Origin of the sequence: Pseudoalteromonas sp. AS71 (genome assembly GCF_038900275.1) — a bacterium.
Lineage (GTDB): Bacteria > Pseudomonadota > Gammaproteobacteria > Enterobacterales > Alteromonadaceae > Pseudoalteromonas.
On sequence record NZ_JBBMQZ010000010.1, the window covers coordinates 1 to 14609 of the forward strand.

Annotated in this window: 14 protein-coding genes; 4 read left to right on the top strand and 10 right to left on the bottom strand. The window is 41.8% G+C overall.

Translation table 11 applies throughout. The annotated features are described in order from the left end of the window. Positions 1-97 precede the first annotated feature (97 nt). The 3 genes from WNY98_RS09170 to WNY98_RS09180 all read right to left on the bottom strand — a co-directional run bounded on the left by WNY98_RS09170 (position 98) and on the right by WNY98_RS09180 (position 1879). A complete protein-coding gene (locus tag WNY98_RS09170) occupies positions 98-898 on the bottom strand; it encodes an SDR family oxidoreductase (RefSeq protein ID WP_342877719.1) in 801 nt (266 codons plus the stop codon). Between the two features lie 60 nt (positions 899-958). Beyond that, positions 959-1312 (bottom strand): MerR family transcriptional regulator, encoded by a 354-nt coding sequence (locus WNY98_RS09175; RefSeq protein WP_342877720.1) that lies wholly within the window; start codon positions 1310-1312, stop codon positions 959-961. A 129-nt stretch (positions 1313-1441) separates the two neighbouring features. After that, entirely contained in the window at positions 1442-1879 is a 438-nt protein-coding gene (locus tag WNY98_RS09180; protein WP_342877721.1) for a hypothetical protein, read from the bottom strand. Between the two features lie 265 nt (positions 1880-2144). Here WNY98_RS09180 and WNY98_RS09185 point away from each other — a divergent pair, with 265 nt between their 5' ends. Next, the gene (locus WNY98_RS09185; protein WP_342877722.1) at positions 2145-3113 is read left to right on the top strand and encodes an integron integrase; all 969 of its coding nucleotides are present in this window, start codon (positions 2145-2147) and stop codon (positions 3111-3113) included. Between the two features lie 74 nt (positions 3114-3187). Here WNY98_RS09185 and WNY98_RS09190 read toward each other — a convergent pair whose 3' ends face one another. From WNY98_RS09190 to WNY98_RS09220, 7 genes are all read right to left on the bottom strand, one after another. Beyond that, positions 3188-3958: an SDR family oxidoreductase gene (locus WNY98_RS09190; protein ID WP_342877723.1), complete on the bottom strand. Its 771-nt coding sequence runs from the start codon at positions 3956-3958 to the stop codon at positions 3188-3190. A 9-nt stretch (positions 3959-3967) separates the two neighbouring features. Further along, positions 3968-4867 (bottom strand): 3-hydroxyisobutyrate dehydrogenase, encoded by a 900-nt coding sequence (mmsB, locus tag WNY98_RS09195; protein ID WP_342877724.1) that lies wholly within the window; start codon positions 4865-4867, stop codon positions 3968-3970. Beyond that, positions 4864-6027, bottom strand: coding sequence for an enoyl-CoA hydratase/isomerase family protein (locus tag WNY98_RS09200; RefSeq protein ID WP_342877725.1), 1164 nt, complete (start codon positions 6025-6027; stop codon positions 4864-4866). Before WNY98_RS09200 ends, mmsB begins: the two co-directional genes overlap by 4 nt. Continuing rightward, the gene (locus tag WNY98_RS09205; protein WP_342877726.1) at positions 6027-6818 is read right to left on the bottom strand and encodes an enoyl-CoA hydratase; all 792 of its coding nucleotides are present in this window, start codon (positions 6816-6818) and stop codon (positions 6027-6029) included. The genes WNY98_RS09200 and WNY98_RS09205 overlap by 1 nt, the downstream gene beginning before the upstream one ends. Positions 6819-6828: 10 nt before the next feature. Continuing rightward, positions 6829-7986, bottom strand: a complete 1158-nt coding sequence (locus tag WNY98_RS09210; protein WP_101217337.1) for an acyl-CoA dehydrogenase family protein — start codon at positions 7984-7986, stop codon at positions 6829-6831. A gap of 166 nt (positions 7987-8152) precedes the next feature. Continuing rightward, complete coding sequence (locus tag WNY98_RS09215) at positions 8153-9643, bottom strand: CoA-acylating methylmalonate-semialdehyde dehydrogenase (protein WP_342877727.1); 1491 nt, start codon at positions 9641-9643, stop codon at positions 8153-8155. Between the two features lie 159 nt (positions 9644-9802). After that, positions 9803-10984 (bottom strand): acetyl-CoA C-acyltransferase, encoded by a 1182-nt coding sequence (locus tag WNY98_RS09220; RefSeq protein WP_342877728.1) that lies wholly within the window; start codon positions 10982-10984, stop codon positions 9803-9805. Positions 10985-11314: 330 nt separating this feature from the next. Between WNY98_RS09220 and WNY98_RS09225 the strand changes: the two genes are divergently transcribed. From WNY98_RS09225 to WNY98_RS09235, 3 genes are read left to right on the top strand one after another with little or no spacing between them, the layout of a single operon-like run. Continuing rightward, complete coding sequence (locus WNY98_RS09225; protein ID WP_024597970.1) at positions 11315-11749, top strand: MerR family DNA-binding transcriptional regulator; 435 nt, start codon at positions 11315-11317, stop codon at positions 11747-11749. Positions 11750-11806: 57 nt separating this feature from the next. Beyond that, positions 11807-12982 (top strand): isovaleryl-CoA dehydrogenase, encoded by a 1176-nt coding sequence (locus tag WNY98_RS09230; protein ID WP_170070948.1) that lies wholly within the window; start codon positions 11807-11809, stop codon positions 12980-12982. Between the two features lie 10 nt (positions 12983-12992). Continuing rightward, positions 12993-14600: a carboxyl transferase domain-containing protein gene (locus tag WNY98_RS09235; RefSeq protein WP_342877729.1), complete on the top strand. Its 1608-nt coding sequence runs from the start codon at positions 12993-12995 to the stop codon at positions 14598-14600. The last annotated feature ends 9 nt before the right edge of the window (positions 14601-14609 follow it).

Here is a 14609-nt window from a genome sequence, read left to right on the forward strand (position 1 = left end):
TTCTATGGTGAGGGATGGTGTCATGTGGGATCCTAAAATGGTTTGAAATTAGGAATTGACACCATAGTCACTTGTTAGGCGATATTTAAAACTAAGCTCATTTTCCTACTACACTATCCTTGAACATATTAACCACTATTTTGACCGTTCTTTTACGTGAAACTAATCGAGGTATTAAAGACATTAAGTAATTCATTTTTCCAGATACCGTATACATTTTATTTTTTCCATAATTAATGAGCGCGGCTCTAACCACTTCGCTTGCTGGAGCTAAGTCCATTTTAGATGTATCAGCATTAGCGTTTTCCATAAAACGAGACTCGGTAGTCCCTGGGCATAAGGCCATAACTCGAATATTGGCATCCAATAACTCCCCAGTAAGTGCCTCTGAAAAGCTTAAAACAAAAGCTTTAGATGCACCATAAACAGTTTGGTAAGGTAGAGGTTGAAAAGAACCAATAGAAGCTACGTTAATAATTCCACCACTATTTTTATTTATCATTGTAGGTAAACATAAATGAGTAAGCTCTACTAATGCATTAATATTTAACATCAACATTTCATGATAAGTTTCAAAGCTCTGACCAGAAAACTCACAAAACTTCCCAAAACCAGCATTATTAATCAAATAATCAACCGACAGGCCTAAATCATTTATTTGTTCAAATAATTTTCTAGATCCATTTAGTTCACTTAGGTCGGCAGGAATAGTTTTAATCCAAATATTCGTATGTTCATGCTCTAGCTCTTCCGCTAAATTAATTAGGTCGCTATGCGTTCTAGCTGTAAGAATTAAATTAGCTCCTTTGCTAGCGAGTTGTTTCGCAAACTCTTTCCCGATACCAGAAGATGCGCCTGTTATTAATATGGTTGTGTTTTCAAAATTCAGTTTTTTCACTATAAATCATCCTGTCAGTTAATTATAAGTTAACTGTAAGCCTTCCCCTTAAGGGGAAGGTCAAGTGAATTCTTTAACTAAATCTACTTTAAATTCGTTCAAATCATCCACTTTGCATAAAAGCTCCTCAGCTTCTTGTTTTAGATCTGATATTTTTTTATCTATGAGTCGATAAACTAAATCAATAGGAAGTTTCTTTTCTTTCGTTTTTATAGAGACTATATCTTTGATTTCAAATAGGCTAAACCCAAGTGTTTTGGCACGACAAATCATACTTATGACCATTACATCATGGTCGTTATAAATGCGATAGCTACCCTTTCTGTCTGGAGGAGTTATCAAACCAACTGACTCATAGTGCCGAATAGCTTTACGAGTTGCTCCCGTAAGTTCAGAAACACGACCTATTAACATAGTAACCCTCATGAGTGATGGAATAGATGATCGCCTAACGCCCAAATAACAGGCTAAGTAATGGTTGGCTAAAATTGTGCAGCGAAGCGAAACGTAGCCAACTTTTACGTGTCCTTGTTTATTTTCTTGTTATATTGCGCTTTTAACCAAACCTTGGTTTATTTTATGTTGCATATAAATCACATGAAAAATTGATGTAATAAATGGGTTTAACCAAAGCTTGTCACCTTTTTTAGAACCTGCAATTAGATTAATACGATTACGTACCATAACTATCCAAGTTACATCAAAAACACTTGAAATCATATGAATACCAAGTGAGCTTTTTAAAATAGCAAGATCATGAAAGTTAGCTAAACCATAAATTAAACTACCCAAAGAGATAGCAAACAAAACAATAGTTGTTGTAATAAAAGCTTTAGATATTTTAAGCTCTGTATGTTGATTGATTTGGCTAGAAAACCGGTAAAGCTTATAAATTAAATATGAGCCAATAGTTATTACACAAAGAGCTAGAGTCTTTGCTACTGAATCAACCTCAAATATATCTGTAAGTCCCTTTTTCATTTATTCTCCGAGCTGAAAGCAAACTGAAACTATTTAGCAATATAACAATTTTATAGTGCGCTCATCGCGCATATATCTGCCAATGTCACGCTCATGTATTCAATAAATCATTTTTACCAAATAACTTAACACATTGCTATATATAATTTTTTACTAGCACACAAACTCTCAATAAAAGACAAAATGCGCTCGTCGCTCATTTTCTTGAATATGGGAGCAGTGCAACTATACTGTATATAAATACAGCCATATTATTGGTGGTAATATGAAAACACGCTCTCCATTTTTAAATTATATAGCCGATTATATGTTGGTACGTCAGTATTCATTACGCACCATCGATACCTACCTAAGATGGATTGCATCTTATATCCATTTTCATAATAAACGCCATCCCGCCTCAATGGGAGACAATGAAGTCGAGTGCTACTTAGAACATTTAGTGTTAAAGCAAAACGTTGCACCACGTACGCAAGCCACTGCACTCAATTCATTGTCATTTTTATACAAACATATAATAAAAAACGAACTTTCATTAAATTTAAATTTTGCCCGTAGTAAAAAACAAGCAAAGCTCCCTGTCGTGATGACCCCAGAGGAAGTTAAAATGTTGATGGCTCATTTAAATAAGCGCTATTATTTAATTGCAGCCCTTATGTATGGAAGTGGTTTAAGAGTAATGGAAGCGGTGCAATTAAGGGTGAAAGATATTGATTTTGATTATAAATGTATTCAAGTATGGAATGGCAAAGGAAATAAACATCGTATTGTAACGCTCGCTACAGAGCTGATCCCTATGCTGAGAGCTCAAATTTTAAACGTTGATGACTACCTAAAGCTTGATTTAAATAACACTAAATATGCCGGCGCGTGGATGCCATATGCCTTAACAAAAAAATATCCTTCAGCCGTAAAAACACTAGCATGGCAGTATTTATTTCCTTCTCATATGTTAAGTTCAGATCCTCAAAGTGGTGAAATAAGGCGACATCATTTTCATCACTCTTGTATTAGAAAAGAGGTTAAAAAAGCCGTCCAAAAATCAGGGTTAACAAAAATAATAACACCTCATACATTAAGGCACTCTTTTGCTACTCATCTACTGCAAAATGGCGCCGATATAAGAACTGTTCAAGCTCAGCTTGGCCATTCTGATGTTAAAACCACACAAATTTATACTCATGTATTGCAGCAAGGTGCAAACGGGGTTATTAGCCCTTTTTCCAGATTATAAATCTCCCCGATTTAAAACAAAAAAGCACAGCCTACAAGGGCCATGCTTTTTAAATTCAAGCGTAAAAACTTAATTTACAAACGAATGCCGCCGTCTATTTCTACCACGCGACCGGTAAAAAAGTCGTTTTCGATTATGTATTGTGCAGTATGCGCAATTTCGTCACTTTCGCCTAAGCGCCCTACTGGCGTTACTGCAAGCATACGTTGTTTAGCTTCAGGCTTCATGGCGTCGGTCATGGCGGTGCTTATAACACCTGGTGCAATAGCGCCTACGCGTATACCAAATCGACCAAGTTCTTTAGCCCATGTAGTGGTAAGTGCCACAACACCCGCTTTTGAGGCAGCATAGTTTGTTTGGCCTATGTTACCTGCCCGCGCTACGCTCGACATATTAACTATGACGCCGCCTTTGCCTGATTCAATCATGTGGCTTGCAGCTTCGCGCCCTGCTAAAAATACGCCGGTAAGATTAACGTCAATCACTGATTGAAATTGCTCTAGCGACATTTTTTTAACCACTTTTCCGTCTTTTGCTTTTATGAACATGCCGTCACGCAAAATACCAGCGTTGTTAATAAGCACACTAATGTGGCCAAAATCATTGTTAATAGTACTAAATACGTTTTCTACTTCACTTTCAACAGTCACATTAGCAGCGTAACCTTTAATTATACCTTTTACGCCTTCAAACTGGTTTAGTTGCTCGCATGCGTTGTTTAATAAATCTTGTGCCATGTCAATAAGTGCAATATTTGCGCCCATAGCTGCAAACTTTTGCGCCATAGCGAAACCTAAACCTTGCGCCCCACCTGTGATTACTACCGTATTATTTTTAATTTCCACGGTTTACTCCTACTTCGAAAACAATTTAAATATGGCGCTAAAGTCATCGCTGCCTGCACCTTGATGCTGTAGCATAGTGTATAAATTTTTAGCCATTGACCCCATAGGGGTTGATGAATTACTTTGCTGCGCGGCTTCCATGGCAAGGCCTAGGTCTTTAGCCATTAAATCGACCATAAAGCCAGGTTTGTAATCGTTACTTGCAGGGGCTGCATCCATTACACCTGGGCAAGGATTGTAAAGCTCAAGCGTCCAGTTACGGCCAGAGCTTGCAGTCATAATGTCGCTAAGTACTTTAGGATCGAGGCCGTTATTTATACCCATTTGCAGTGCTTCGCTGGTGCCTGCCATTAAAATGCTAAGTAGCATGTTATTACATATTTTTGCTACTTGCCCTGCGCCAATGTCGCCTGCATGAAATATGTTTTTACCCATATCACTAAGCACTGTATTTGCTTTATTAAACGCTGCTTTTTCGCCGCCAACAATAAAAGTAAGTGTGCCTGCTGTTGCACCTGCAACGCCGCCCGATACCGGTGCATCTACAAAGCTAATGCCCTTCTCGCCAAGTGTACTGCCCACAATACGTGCTGATTCTGCATCTATTGTTGAGCAATCAATTACTAATGTATTTTTGCTCAGCTCTTTAATTAAACCGCTGTCGTCGTTATTACCTAAGTAAAGCGATTTAACATGCTTGCCCGCAGGTAACATACTAATAAGTACATCAGCGTTAGTTGCGCACTGTTTTGCATCAACTGCTGCTTTTGCGCCTTTGCTTGCAAGTTCATTTACGACCGACTGGTTTAAATCGAACACGCTAACAGTATGCCCAGCGTTAATTAAGTTAGCCGCCATTGGACCGCCCATATTGCCTAAGCCAATAAAACCTATGTTTAATTTACTCATAGTTGTTCCTTTATGTGTGTTCGCGTGTCTAAGCCATTGAGTGGGTGGTTTTCGCCAAAGCGATTAGCAAAAAAGCTGTCGATTATTGTTTGTGGTACATCACTAAGTGTTTTGTATTGCCAATTAGGCGCACCGTCTTTATCTATTAATAGCGCCCTTACACCTTCTTGAAACTCACCTACTTCGCCAGCGCGAACCGACATACCCAGCTCCATTTTAAAACACGCTAATAAGCTTTTGCCTTTGCTGGTTTTTAATTGCTCACTAACGAGTGCACAACTTAATGGGCATCCGTGTTTAAGTGATTTTTGAGCGCGTTGTAGCCACTTGTCATCAGTGGTTAGCCCTAAAATATAATTAACCTGCTCTTGCAAGGTTTTAAACTCACCCAGTTTTTGAATCGTTTTTAGGTTAGCTTTTACATTGCCTTTTGGCATACGCGCCGACTGGTTGTCTAAATCGGTGAGTAAATCGGTTAACCGCTCATGATTTAAATTTGCTGTTTTATCCCACTTGGCAGTTAAAATTTGCGCAAGCATGGCATCATATTTAGTGCTTTCGATAAAGTGATCGGCAAGCGATACAAAACGCGCGTCGTCGCAGTTTATAGAGGCCGACGTTAACCCTAAAAATAATCCAACACTTTGTGGCATTTTATGTAAAAAGTAACTGCCGCCTACATCTGGGTATAAACCTATGGTTTGCTCTGGCATGGCAATGCGTGATGTTTCAGTTACAACGCGGTGGCTAGCACCGGCCATTAGCCCTAAACCGCCGCCCATTACTATGCCGTTACCCCAAACAAGGATAGGTTTATCAAAGGTATGAATAAGGTAATCAAGCTTGTACTCGAGCGTAAAAAACTCTTCAACTAAGCTTGTTGGTTTACCTTGCGCCATTGCATGATGAAGGCTTACAACATCGCCGCCTGCACAAAATGCTTTATCGCCTGCGCCTTTTAACAAAACCATTGCAATAGTTTCATCGTCTTGCCAAGCTCGCAATTGCGGCTCAAGTAATTTGATCATCTCAAAATTAAGTGCATTTAAGGCTTTTGGCGCGTTGAGTGTAATAAGCCCAATTAAACTGCCATTTTCTGCGGTTGCGGTTTCAAATACTACGGGCTCATCGGCGTTATTTAATACTGTTAAAGCACTCATTAGCCGTTTACCCAGTTAGCGCGGCGTTTTTCTAAAAAGGCATTTACGCCTTCTTGTTGATCTTGTGTATCAAACAATCCAACAAACAATTCACGCTCAAGAGGCAATACACTTGCCATCGGTTGATGACGCCCTTTTTGAATCAATGTTTTACATGCTGCAACTGAGGTGGGGCTTTGATCGGCCACTTGGTTTGCAAGTTTTAATGCCGCTGCAAAGCTTTCACCGTGTGGTACTACTTCTTCTACTAAGCCAATTTGTAGGGCTTTATCGGCTTTCAAGCGCTCGCCGCATAAAATCATGCGTTTTGCCCAGCCTTCGCCTACAAGCCATGCTAAATTTTGTGTACCACCCGCACAGGGTAATAACCCTACTTTAGCTTCAGGCAATGCCATTTGTGCTTGCTCTTCCGCAATACGTATATCGCATCCAAGCGCCACCTCTAGCCCGCCGCCCATTGCGTAACCGTTAATGGCAGCAACCGACACGCCTCTAAAATTAGTAAGCGCTTCAAATGCTTCACCAAATACACGCGACATATCAGCAGCTACGCCTTTATCGCCACATGCAAATACGTTTAGGTCGGCACCCGCGCTAAAAAACTTCTCGCCTTCGCCAGTTAGTACTAATGCATAAATATTTTTATTGTTATTAAGCGCGTTAACGGTATTTTTTAAATCAACTAAGGTGTCTTTTGTCCACGTGTTTGCTGGCGGGTTAGACATAGTTAAAATTGCAACATGACCTTCGGTTGTTAGTTCAATACTCGGATTAGATTTAGATTCTGACATAAATTGCTCCTTATAAAACGTCGCTTGCTGACTGCGCTAAAATACGGCGCGCAATAATTACACGCATGATTTCGTTAGTGCCTTCTAAAATTTGATGAACTCGTACATCACGTACATGACGTTCAAGCGGGTATTCTTTTATGTAACCGTAACCACCATGAATTTGCAGTGCGTCGTTACACACAGTAAAGCCAACATCGGTAGCAAAGCGTTTAGCCATGGCGCAGTAAGTTGTTTTTTCAACGTCGTTATTATCAAGTTTAAATGCAGCAAGCCTGACCATTTGGCGCGCGGCTACAAGTTCGGTGTTCATATCGGCAATTTTAAATTGCAGTGCTTGAAACGCAGCCAATGGTTTACCAAATTGAGTGCGCTCTTTTAAGTATTCGCGGGCGGTATTAAGCGCCGCTTGCGCTGTACCAATTGAACATGTGGCAATGTTAATTCGACCGCCATCAAGGCCTTGCATCGCAAATTTAAAGCCTTCGCCCTCTGCCCCTAATAAGTTATGCGCAGGAATGCGCACATCTTCAAAGCTAATTAGGCGTGTAGGTTGTGCGTTCCAACCCATTTTTTCTTCTGCTTTGCCGTATTCAACACCTTTTGCGTCGGCCGGGACTACAAATGCCGAAATACCCGCAGCACCTTCGCCGCCTGTACGTGCCATTACAACTAATACTTCGGTTTCGCCCGCGCCCGATATAAACATTTTTGAGCCGTTAATAACGTACTCATCACCCTCAAGCACGGCTTTTGTTTTAAGTGATGCGGCGTCTGAGCCAGAGCCTGGCTCTGTTAAACAGTAAGAGGCAAGTAGCTCGCCCATTACTAATTGCTCTACGTATTTGTCTTTAACGGCATCAGTACCAAAACTTGCTACCATCCACGTGGCCATATTATGAATGGTTAACATGGCCGTAGTTGCTGTACAGCCCATAGCAAGCTGTTCAAAAATAATACTCGAATCTAAACGTGATAAACCAAGGCCGCCTGCTTCCTCTGGCGTGTATAAACCACAAAAACCAAGTTCGCCCGCTGCTTTAATCGTGTCTTTAGGAAAAATATGCTCGCGATCCCACTTTGCTGCATAGGGTGCGAGTTCTGACTCGGCAAATTGACGTGCAGTTTGCGCAAAGGCTTGTTGATCTTCTGATAAGTTAAAGTCCATGGTAGAGACCTCTTTAGTTGTGTGTTTGTTGTTGTGTGTTTGTTGCGTGTCGCTTTCCCATTAAGGGGATAGTTAGTGACGAGCGGCGAAGGCTTATGTGTGTGTTGTGTGTGAAGTAGCCTTCGCGCCCATCTTTTTTATTATTAGTTATTCATTTTAATCATGATTACTTTAAGTTAATACTCATGTTTGGACCCGACGCAATGTCGTCTTCAAACCAACGTGAGGTAATCGTTTTAGTTTCTGTGTAAAAACGAATACCTTGTTTACCGTACGTGTGTGTATCGCCGTAAAACGAGCCTTTCCAACCGGTGAACGAAAAGAACGGAAGTGGTACCGGAATTGGCACATTAATACCTACTTGGCCTACTTCAATTTCGTGTTGAAATTTACGAGCCACTGCGCCGCTTGACGTAAATAACGAGGTACCGTTACCGTATGGGCTGTCGTTAATTAGTGCGATTGCTTCATCAAGCGTGTCTACAAACATACACGCTAGTACTGGGCCAAATATTTCTTCTTTGTATAAATCCATTTCTTTGGTTACGTCAGTAAATAACGTTGGGCCAACCCAGTTACCTTGCTCATACCCTTCAACCGTAAAGTCAGAACCATCAATTAAACAAGTAGCGCCTTGCTCTTTACCACCAGCAATAAGCGATAAAATGCGCGCTTTTGCTGCTTTTGATGTTTGTGGTCCGTATGCTGCATTTGCATCATCCCACACGCCTGGGCGTACATTTTCAAAGCCTGCTTTGATTTCGTCTACCCATTCACTTGCCTGACCTACAAATACAGCAACCGAAATACCCATACAACGCTGGCCAGCAGCACCGACTGATGCGCCTACTAGGTTGTTTACAACGTGCGATTTACTAGCATCAGGCATAATAACCATGTGGTTTTTAGCACCAACACACGCTTGCACGCGTTTAAGGGTTTGTGTGCCTTTAGAATAAATATAAGCACCTACGCCACATGAGCCAACAAACGAAATAGCGCGTACTGCTTTGTCTTCTAGTAAGCGATCTACTTGTGGTTTTGTACCGTGTACAACTTGTAATACGCCTTTTGGGGCACCAGCTTCAATAAATAGCTCTGCTAAACGCATTGGTGTAAGTGGATCTTGCTCAGACGGTTTTAAAATAAAGGTGTTACCACATACAATAGCCAGCGGGAACATCCAAAGTGGGATCATTGCAGGGAAGTTAAACGGGGTAACACCTGCACATACGCCAAGTGGCTGCATGTAAGAATACGTATCGATTTTACGCGCTACGTTTTCCATTGTTTCACCCATCATTAATGATGGTGCGTTAGCGGCTTGTTCTACTACTTCAATACCACGCCAAACATCGCCTTTTGCATCTTCAAATGTTTTACCCAATTCGTGGCAAATAATGGTAGCAAGCTCATCGTGATGTTCTTTTAATAGCGCAGCGTACTTCATCATAATGCGAGCACGTTCAGTTATGGGTACGTCTTTCCATGTTTTAAACGTCTCTGAGGCTGAGGCAATTGCCGCGTCCATTTCTGACTCTGTGGTACATGGCACTTGTGCAAGTACTTCTTGAGTTGCTGGGTTTATAACATCGATAAGCTCTTTTGACGCTGATTGAATAAATTCGCCATTAATAAGTAGTGGTACTTGGTGCATGATTAAATCCTAGTGTGTGAGTTGTGTGTTCTCTTTTAAAAGTTGTGTGTTCTCTTTTGAAATTGGTAGCGCCGCTTTATTAGTATTATTAGTGCAGCGCTTTTATAGTTATTAATTTAGGTATTCGTTTAACTATTCATGTTGCTGTTAAATACCTAATTAGTAAGCTTCTACAGCCATAGCAACCGCTTCACCGCCACCAATACATAGAGACGCAATGCCTTTTTTAAGGCCTCGGTTTTTAAGAGCATGAATAAGCGTTACTAAAATACGCGCGCCGCTTGCACCAATTGGGTGGCCAAGTGCACATGCACCGCCGTTCACGTTTACTTTGCTTTCATCAAGTTTTAACTCATTAATAGCCAGCATGGTTACCATGGCAAATGCTTCGTTAATTTCCCAAAGGTCAACGTCGTTTACAGCCCAACCTGCCTTTTCAAGCACGCTGTTCATAGCCCCTACTGGCGCTACTGTAAATTCACTGGGTTTTTGAGAGTGTGTGCTGTGCGCTACAATTTTACAAAGCGGTGTTAAGCCCTGCTCTTTTGCTTTTGATTCGCTCATTAATATAAGCGCCGCGCCACCGTCTGAAATTGACGATGAATTAGCCGCTGTAATGGTGCCATCCTTTTTAAACGCTGCACGTAGGCTTGGGATTTTTTCTGGGCGGGCGTTACCTGGTTGCTCATCAATCGATACTGTTACGTCACCTTTACGTGTTTGCATCGTATGCGGTGCAACTTCGTTATCGAAGCTACCGTTTTCTATAGCGGCTTTTGCTTTACTTAATGAGCCCAGTGCAAACGCATCCATTTGCTCGCGGCCAATGCCGTACTCGTCGGCGGTGTCTTGTGCAAAACAGCCCATTGCTTTGTTGTCGTAAGCATCTTCAAGGCCATCACTCATCATGTGATCTTTTATTTCGCCATGACCCATTCGCATTCCACCACGTGCTTTTGGAATAAAGTATGGTGCGTTTGTCATGCTTTCCATGCCACCGGCAATAGCAGATTGAATAGAGCCCGCTTTAATTAAATCATTTGCAAGCATGGCTGCTTTTAAACCAGAGCCACATACTTTGTTAATTGTTGTAGCACCCGTGCTAAGTGCAAGGCCTGCTTTTAACATTGCTTGGCGAGCAGGCGCTTGCCCAAGGCCTGCTGGTAATACACAGCCCATAATTACTTCGTCTATTGCGTTATTAGCTAAACCAGTTTGGGCAAGTGCGCTGGCAATGGCGGTTGCGCCAAGCTCGGTAGACTGCGCATCACTTAACGCTCCCATAAAACCACCCATTGGGGTACGTTTTGCTGCTACAATTACCACTGATTCTAAAGTCATGACTAACTCCGTTGTAATTTAATGCAAATAGTTGTTAGTATATTTGCTCTATTAATTTAGTATTCATTTATTATTTAATACTCATACACAATACTAACGTTTACGCCAACGTCAACTAAAAACAGCTTAATTTTTAGTTTTAAAAGTGTAAGCATTATTTTCCAGTTTTAGACCAACACTGAGTAAATTAAATTAAATCATTGAATATTAAAAGTATAAATTAAAATTTCACACCAACACTCCTTTGTAAATAGTTTCAAACCACACCAAGCTTTACCTTTACGTAAACTTCACTTATATTGGAGTTATTCGAATGAGGTAAATACAACTATGAAACCAGATAATCAAACAAACTTTGCAAGCTCAGCCAATATACCGGCCAGTAATGAACAAACATTTAGCATTAGCGAACTCGCTAAAGAGTTTGACATTACTACCCGCTCTATTCGTTTTTACGAAGACCAAGGGTTAATAACCCCAGAGCGTAATGGTCAAACCCGTATTTATTCAAAACGCGACAAAGTGCGTTTAAAACTAATATTACGTGGTAAACGATTGGGCTTTACGCTTGCCGAAACCGGTCGTTTGTTTGAACTGTACGACGCAGATAAATCAAGCGCTAAGCAGTTGGTTACCATGCTTGACCTTATTTCAGAAAAAAAATCCGACCTATCTCAACAAATGGACGACATTAAAGTTGTTCTTATGGAGTTGGTAACGGCCGAGCGCCGCTGCAGAGACACGCTAAACAAAATAGACGAGTAAGTTTATTTTAAAAATAAAAACACACTGACAACACACATCCCCACACAGGAATGAATCATGAGCACTATTTCACTATATAAAGAAATGAACTTTGGCCTAGGCGAAACCGCCGATATGATCCGCGACCATGTAAACAGTTTTGCGAGTCAGGAAATTGCCCCACTTGCTGAAAAAACTGACTTAGATAACGCTTTCCCAAATCAACTTTGGACTCAAATGGGCGAAATGGGCGTACTGGGTATGACCGTATCTGAAGAGCTAGGCGGCGCAGGGTTAGGTTACTTAGAACATGTTATTGCCATGGAAGAAATTAGCCGTGCAAGTGCCTCTATTGGCCTAAGCTATGGCGCGCATTCAAACCTGTGTGTTAATCAAATCAACCGTAACGGCACACAAGCTCAAAAAGAAAAATATTTGCCAAAGCTTATTAGTGGTGAACATATTGGTGCTCTTGCAATGAGCGAGCCTAATGCGGGCTCTGACGTTGTATCGATGAAACTCAAAGCCGAAAAAAAAGGCGATAAGTACATTTTAAACGGCAATAAAATGTGGATCACCAATGGCCCTGACGCACACACACTAGTTATTTATGCTAAAACAGATTTAGATGCCGGCGCTAAAGGCATTACCGCGTTTATTGTTGAGAGCAACTTCCCTGGTTTTTCAACGGCGCAAAAGCTTGACAAACTGGGCATGCGCGGCTCAAACACCTGTGAACTAGTATTTGAAAACTGTGAAGTGCCAGAGGAAAACATTTTAGGTAACTTAAACGAAGGCGTTAAAGTACTTATGAGTGGCCTTGATTACGAACGCGTAGTACTTGCAGCAGGCCCGCTTGGCATAATGCAAGCGTGTATGGACATAGTAGTTCCGTACATTCATGAGCGTAAACAGTTTGACACCCCTATTGGTCAATTTCAGTTAATTCAAGGCAAAGTAGCCGACATGTATACACAAATGAATGCTGCGCGCTCATACGTATACACGGTAGCTCGTTCTTGTGACCGTGGCGAAACCACCCGTAAAGATGCAGCCGGTGCTATTTTATACGCCGCAGAGCTTGCAACTAAAATGGCGCTTGATGCGATTCAAATTTTAGGTGGCAATGGCTACATAAATGAATACGCCACAGGCCGCTTGCTGCGTGACGCTAAATTATACGAAATTGGTGCAGGTACATCTGAAATACGCCGCATGCTTATTGGTCGCGAACTTTTCACTGAAAGCCGTTAAGGATTAAACCATGACGATTTTAAAATCGAGCGTAAACCCCCACGACCCAACGTTTGTGCAAAACCATAAAAACATGTCGGCGCTGGTGGACGATTTACGCAGTAAGGTAGCAACAATTAGCCAAGGCGGAGGCGCTGCATTAAAGGAGCGCCACGAAGGCCGTGGTAAATTATTTGTACGCGACCGTATAAGTTCGTTAATTGACGAAGGCTCACCGTTTTTAGAAATTTCACAATTTGCTGCCTTTGGTGTATACGAGCAAGCAATACCGTGCGCCGGTGTTGTAGCTGGTATTGGCCGTGTAAAAGGTATTGAATGCATGATTATTGCAAACGATGCCACGGTTAAAGGCGGTACGTATTTTCCGCTTACCGTTAAAAAGCATTTACGCGCACAAGACATTGCAGAGCGTTGCCACTTACCGTGTATTTATCTTGTTGATTCGGGCGGTGCAAACCTGCCAGAGCAAGATGATGTATTTCCGGATAAGCTGCATTTTGGTCGTATTTTTTACAATCAAGCCCGTATGTCGGGTAAAGGTATCCCACAAATTGCCGTGGTAATGGGGTTATGTACCGCAGGTGGTGCGTACGTGCCTGCAATGGCAGACGAAAGCATTATTGTCAAAGATCAAGGCACTATATTTTTAGCAGGCCCGCCGCTTGTAAAAGCAGCAACAGGCGAAGAAGTAACTGCCGAAGAGCTTGGCGGCGCCGATGTGCACTGTAAAGTGTCGGGTGTTGCCGATCACTACGCTGAAAACGATGCTCATGCGCTTTCTATTGCGCGCCAATGTATTGAGCGTATTAATTACACACGTCCGACCGCCCCTCTTCTAGAGGATGTAAAACCACCTCGTTATGATATTAATGAGCTTTACGGCATTGTAGGCACCGACCTTAAAAAGCCGTTTGATGTACGCGAAGTAATAGCGCGCACAGTGGACGATTCCTCATTTGATGAATTTAAGCGCTATTTTGGTGAAACGTTAGTCACCGGTTTTGCCAGCATTTACGGTAACCCGGTTGGCATAGTAGCTAATAACGGTATTTTATTTAGTGAGTCGGCGCAAAAAGGCGCGCACTTTATTCAGCTGTGTGCTCAGCGCAATATTCCTTTAGTGTTTTTACAAAATATTACCGGCTTTATGGTGGGTAAAAAATACGAAGCTGAAGGTATTGCTAAGCACGGCGCTAAAATGGTGATGGCGGTTTCGTGTGCTGATGTGCCTAAATTTACAGTACTTATTGGCGGCTCTTACGGCGCAGGTAACTACGGAATGTGTGGCCGTGCATTTGAACCAACCATGATGTGGATGTGGCCTAATGCCCGTATTTCTGTCATGGGCGGCGAGCAAGCAGCGGGTGTAATGGCGCAAGTTAAACAAGATGGTTTAGCACGTAAAGGCCAAAGCATGAGCGAGCAAGAAATCAGTGACTTTAAAAAGCCAATTATTGATCAGTACGAAGAACAAGGTCATCCGTATTACGCCAGCGCACGCTTGTGGGACGACGGCATTATAGACCCTGCCGACACGCGAAGTGTATTAGGGCTTGCGTTAACGGCTGCGAATAACGCACCAAAACGTGATTCGAAATTTGGCGTATTTAGAATGTAACCGGAGCGC

What these genes read in the sequence shown, in the direction of transcription:
- WNY98_RS09230 (WP_170070948.1), top strand. Translation starts at nt 11,807, where the DNA reads ATGAGCACTATTTCACTATATAAAGAAATGAACTTTGGCCTAGGCGAA.
- mmsB (WP_342877724.1), bottom strand. Translation starts at nt 4,867, where the DNA reads ATGAGTAAATTAAACATAGGTTTTATTGGCTTAGGCAATATGGGCGGT.
- WNY98_RS09225 (WP_024597970.1), top strand. Translation starts at nt 11,315, where the DNA reads ATGAAACCAGATAATCAAACAAACTTTGCAAGCTCAGCCAATATACCG.
- WNY98_RS09180 (WP_342877721.1), bottom strand. Translation starts at nt 1,879, where the DNA reads ATGAAAAAGGGACTTACAGATATATTTGAGGTTGATTCAGTAGCAAAG.
- WNY98_RS09205 (WP_342877726.1), bottom strand. Translation starts at nt 6,818, where the DNA reads ATGTCAGAATCTAAATCTAATCCGAGTATTGAACTAACAACCGAAGGT.
- WNY98_RS09175 (WP_342877720.1), bottom strand. Translation starts at nt 1,312, where the DNA reads ATGTTAATAGGTCGTGTTTCTGAACTTACGGGAGCAACTCGTAAAGCT.
- WNY98_RS09210 (WP_101217337.1), bottom strand. Translation starts at nt 7,986, where the DNA reads ATGGACTTTAACTTATCAGAAGATCAACAAGCCTTTGCGCAAACTGCA.
- WNY98_RS09200 (WP_342877725.1), bottom strand. Translation starts at nt 6,027, where the DNA reads ATGAGTGCTTTAACAGTATTAAATAACGCCGATGAGCCCGTAGTATTT.
- WNY98_RS09235 (WP_342877729.1), top strand. Translation starts at nt 12,993, where the DNA reads ATGACGATTTTAAAATCGAGCGTAAACCCCCACGACCCAACGTTTGTG.
- WNY98_RS09215 (WP_342877727.1), bottom strand. Translation starts at nt 9,643, where the DNA reads ATGCACCAAGTACCACTACTTATTAATGGCGAATTTATTCAATCAGCG.
- WNY98_RS09220 (WP_342877728.1), bottom strand. Translation starts at nt 10,984, where the DNA reads ATGACTTTAGAATCAGTGGTAATTGTAGCAGCAAAACGTACCCCAATG.
- WNY98_RS09185 (WP_342877722.1), top strand. Translation starts at nt 2,145, where the DNA reads ATGAAAACACGCTCTCCATTTTTAAATTATATAGCCGATTATATGTTG.